Consider the following 4,423-nt stretch of genomic DNA (forward strand, 5'->3'; position numbering starts at 1 on the left):
CGGCCTGGACACAGTCGGGGTCGCCGGAGCTGCACGAAAGTTCCGCTCGCTAGCGCAGCTCGAGGACCAGTTCCTTCATCACGGCTCCGCGAGCGTTGGCGAAACCCTGGGTCTCGCCAACCTTGGTGAAGCCGTAACGCTCGAGGATGCGGATCGAATTGGTGTTGTCGATGACCGCACGGGCACGGAGCGGACGGTCGGTGAACTCTTCAAGGAAGAGGCCCACTGCCGCCGTCGTAATGCCCTGCCCCCAGCGGGCCTTGTCTATCCAGTAGCTGATCTCCGGGACCTCGCCGTCACGGTAGGCGAGGATGCTTCCCACCACGTCGCCGTCAGCGACAATGGTGCGCACCGTGACGGTGGGGTCGTTGAGGATGTTCTGCCAGTGGTGGTCGAACACGCCGCGGTCCGACGGGTTCTTGGCACTGAAGGCGGCCATGTGGTTGGCGCTGGGGTCGAGCTGGTGGGAGAAGAACTCGTCCAGATCGGAGGGTTCAACGGCGCGTAGCGTGATCACTGGAAGCTTTCAGGTCGGCGGAACAGGGAATTTTCAGCAAGGCTCAGGTGCACCGGTGTGGTGCGTCCTCTTCAGCGTACTAGGGACGCAAGGCGTCAGGACCCTTTGGTGGATTCATGCTTCCACGCTCAGCGCCGCCCAGGCCATCTCCTCGAGCAGCTGGCGCAGTTCAGCGGTGTCCCTGCTGCTGCGTCGCCGGTGGGTGGAGTGCGGAGTGGAGTTGATGAGCCCGAAGGCAGCGTGGGCCTTGCGGCGCAGGTGGGTCCGGTCCGCTCCCTGGGGGAGCTCGGCGAGGGCATCCACCCAGACCTCCACATAGGTGCGCTGGAGGGAACGCACGGTTTCCTGGTCTTCCGCAGCCAGCGAACTGAGGTCCCGGTCCTGGACCCGGATGACATTGGCGTTGCGGAGCGCAAAATCGACCTGGAACTCGATCAGACCGCGCAGCGCCTGCTCCGGGCTGGGAGATTCAGCCACGACGGCGCGGCCGCCCTCGAGGAGGTCCTGACTGACGCCCGCCAGCAGAGCCGCGAGAACTGCCGGCTTGCCGCTGAAGTGCCGGTAGACAGCCGGTCCGCTGACGCCGGCCGCCGCACCGAGATCCTCGATGGAGACCCCGTTGTAACCCCGCTCAGCGAAAAGTTGCGCGGCGGCATCCAGCAACGCCGCGCGCCGGGAGGCCTTGGCCAGGCTGCGTCCGGTCATCCGGGTGGGAGCAGGGGCGTCCATGGCGTCCTTTGGTAGTGGAGCAATTCCAGAAGAAGGGGATGCCTCCATTCTGGTGGACAGTTCGGTTAATAGCTACTAACCTAAATTTGAGTTAATCCCCGCTAACTGAGTGGTTGTGCACGACGCCGTGCGCCGACCGGAAGGACGTCAATGGAGACCCTGGCATCGAGACTGGACCCGAACGCCGCTGCGTTCCGGCAGAACGACGCCGCCCAACGGGCCCTCGCAGCCGAGCTCCGGGACCGCCTTGCCGGTGCGGCGCTCGGCGGTCCGGAACGGTCCCGCGAGCGTCATGTCGGCCGCGGAAAGCTGCTGCCGCGGCACCGTATCGATCACCTGCTGGATCCGGGAAGCCCGTTCCTCGAGATTGCACCGCTTGCCGCCAACGGCATGTATGACGACGAAAGTCCCGGCGCCGGCGTGATTGCCGGGATCGGCCTGGTCCATGGCCGCCACGTCCTGGTGATCTCCAATGATGCGACGGTCAAGGGCGGCACCTATTACCCGATGACGGTCAAGAAACACCTCCGCGCCCAGGAGATCGCCCTCGAGAACAACCTGCCCTGCGTCTATCTGGTGGACTCCGGGGGAGCGTTCCTTCCCCGGCAGGATGAGGTGTTTCCCGACCGTGAGCACTTCGGCCGGATCTTCTACAACCAGGCCACCATGTCGGCCCGCAAGATCCCCCAGATTGCGGCCGTGATGGGTTCCTGTACCGCCGGCGGTGCCTACGTGCCCGCGATGAGCGATGAAACGGTGATCGTCCGCAACCAGGGGACCATCTTCCTGGGCGGCCCGCCGCTCGTGAAGGCGGCTATCGGCGAGATCGTCACCGCGGAGGAGCTCGGCGGAGGGGACGTACACGCCAAGGTCTCCGGCGTCGTCGACCATCTGGCCGAAAATGACCAGCACGCGCTGGAGATCGTCCGGGATATCCTCTCCACGCTGCCGGAACCGCAGACGGCGTGGACGCCCGCGGAGGCCGAAGAACCCGCTGTGGATCTGGACAGCCTCTATGGGGCGGTGCCGGTCGACGTCAACGCGCCGTATGACGCCCGCGAGATCATTGCGCGCATTGTCGACGGCAGCCGTTTCCACGAATTCAAGAAGGACTACGGCAGCACGCTGGTCACCGGATTCGCCCGGCTGCATGGCCACCAGGTGGGAATCGTGGCGAACAACGGCGTCCTCTTCGGTGAATCCGCGCTGAAGGGCGCCCACTTCATCGAACTGTGTGACCAGCGCGGCATCCCGCTGATCTTCCTGCAGAACCTGTCCGGCTTCATGGTTGGCCGGGATTATGAGGCGGGCGGCATCGCCAAGCACGGGGCCAAGATGGTCACCGCGGTGGCGACGTGCCGCGTGCCCAAGCTGACCGTCGTCGTCGGCGGTTCCTTCGGTGCGGGCAATTATTCGATGTGTGGGCGTGCCTACTCGCCGCGTTTCCTCTGGATGTGGCCGGCCAGCCGCATCTCCGTGATGGGCGGCAACCAGGCCTCATCGGTGCTGAGTACGGTGAAGCGCGACCAGCTCGAGGCGCGCGGCGAGGAGTGGAGCGCCGAGGAGGAGGAAGCATTCAAGGCACCCATCCGTGAACAGTATGAAGCGCAGGGAAGCCCCTACTACTCCACCGCGCGGCTCTGGGATGACGGCATCATCGACCCGGCCGACACCCGCCGTGTCCTGGGCCTCGCGCTCGACGTCTGCGCCAACGCGCCGCTGCCGGAGACCTCCTTCGGCCTCTTCAGGATGTGATTTCCATGGAAAACAGAGTACTTTTCGACACTGTCCTTGTTGCCAACCGCGGCGAGATCGCCTGCCGGGTCATCCGGACGCTGCGCGCCCTCGGCATCCGGTCGGTTGCCGTCTACAGCGACGCCGACGCCGGTGCACGCCACGTGCGCGAGGCTGACCGGGCGGTGCGCATCGGCCCCGCAGCCCCGAGCGAAAGCTACCTCAACATCGGGGCGATCGTGGCCGCCTGTGAAGCGACCGGCGCGCAGGCTGTCCATCCCGGATACGGCTTCCTCAGCGAAAACCAGGCGTTTGCGCGTGCCCTCGAGGAGGCAGGGATCGTTTTCATTGGGCCAAGGGTTCATGCACTTACCATCATGGGCGACAAGATCCGATCCAAGAACCACGTCAGCGGCTTCGGGGTGCCGGTGGTGCCCGGGATTGCGGAACCGGGCCTGAGCGACGATGACCTCATCCGCGCGGCCGGCGAGGTGGGTTACCCGCTGCTGATCAAGCCTTCGGCAGGCGGCGGCGGGAAAGGCATGCATGCCGTCGAGCGTCCCGGGGACCTGCCCGGCAGCCTCCAGACTGCCCGACGGGTTGCCGCGTCCGCGTTCGGCGACGACACACTGTTCCTGGAGCGGCTGATCCGCACCCCCCGCCACATCGAGGTGCAGGTGCTCGCCGACACCTACGGGAACGTGATCCACCTGGGGGAGCGGGAATGCTCGCTCCAGCGCAGACACCAGAAGGTCATCGAGGAAGCCCCGTCAGCGCTGCTGGATCCGGCAACCCGTGCCCGGATCGGAGAGGCGGCGTGCAACGCGGCACGCAGTGTCGACTACGTCGGGGCCGGCACGGTGGAGTTCCTCGTTTCCGCTGAAGCGCCGGATGAGTTCTTCTTCATGGAAATGAATACCCGCCTCCAGGTTGAACACCCGGTCACCGAGATGGTCACCGGAGTCGACCTGGTGGAGTGGCAGGTGCGCATCGCGGCAGGGGAGAAGCTCACCATCGCACAGGACGACGTCGTTCTCTCCGGTCATGCGGTGGAGGCGCGGGTGTATGCCGAAGATGCCGAGGCCGGTTTCCTGCCCTCGGCGGGCACCATCGCCGGCCTCTCCGAACCCACCGGTGAAGGCGTCCGTGTGGACAGCGCACTGCTGCCGGGCCTGGAAATCTCACCGACCTACGACCCGATGCTCTCCAAGGTCATTGCCTGGGCGGAAACCCGCACAGAAGCGCTCGACCGCCTGGACCGGGCGCTCGCGCAGACCCGCGTCGCCGGGCTGCGCACCAATGTGGAGTACCTGCGGCTGCTGATCAACGACGGCGATGTCCGCGACGGACAGCTGGACACCACCCTGATCGAACGGAAACTGCCCGACCTGGCTTTCCGGACCGCGACGGACGCGGAAGTTGCCGCGGCCGCCGTCGTACTGT

4 protein-coding genes are annotated in these 4,423 nt (G+C 65.9%); 2 read left to right on the plus strand and 2 right to left on the minus strand.

What is annotated here, in order from left to right:
* Positions 1-49 precede the first annotated feature (49 nt).
* Complete coding sequence (locus tag X803_RS0112785) at positions 50-517, minus strand: GNAT family N-acetyltransferase (RefSeq protein WP_084033735.1); 468 nt, start codon at positions 515-517, stop codon at positions 50-52.
* A gap of 114 nt (positions 518-631) precedes the next feature.
* A complete protein-coding gene (locus X803_RS0112790) occupies positions 632-1,246 on the minus strand; it encodes an SACE_7040 family transcriptional regulator (protein ID WP_156930065.1) in 615 nt (204 codons plus the stop codon).
* Between the two features lie 150 nt (positions 1,247-1,396).
* On the opposite strand from X803_RS0112790, the gene X803_RS0112795 reads away from it, so the two are divergent.
* Together X803_RS0112795 and X803_RS19855 are read left to right on the plus strand one after the other, a co-directional pair.
* Positions 1,397-3,001 carry a carboxyl transferase domain-containing protein gene (locus X803_RS0112795; RefSeq protein WP_026545436.1) on the plus strand — a complete coding sequence of 535 codons (1,605 nt, stop codon included), beginning with the start codon at positions 1,397-1,399 and terminating at the stop codon, positions 2,999-3,001.
* A gap of 5 nt (positions 3,002-3,006) precedes the next feature.
* A partial coding sequence (locus tag X803_RS19855; RefSeq protein WP_084033761.1) for an acetyl-CoA carboxylase biotin carboxylase subunit occupies positions 3,007-4,423 on the plus strand: 1,417 nt, incomplete at its 3' end.

It is taken from the genome of Arthrobacter sp. 35/47 (genome assembly GCF_000520475.1).
Lineage (GTDB): Bacteria > Actinomycetota > Actinomycetes > Actinomycetales > Micrococcaceae > Arthrobacter_D > Arthrobacter_D subterraneus.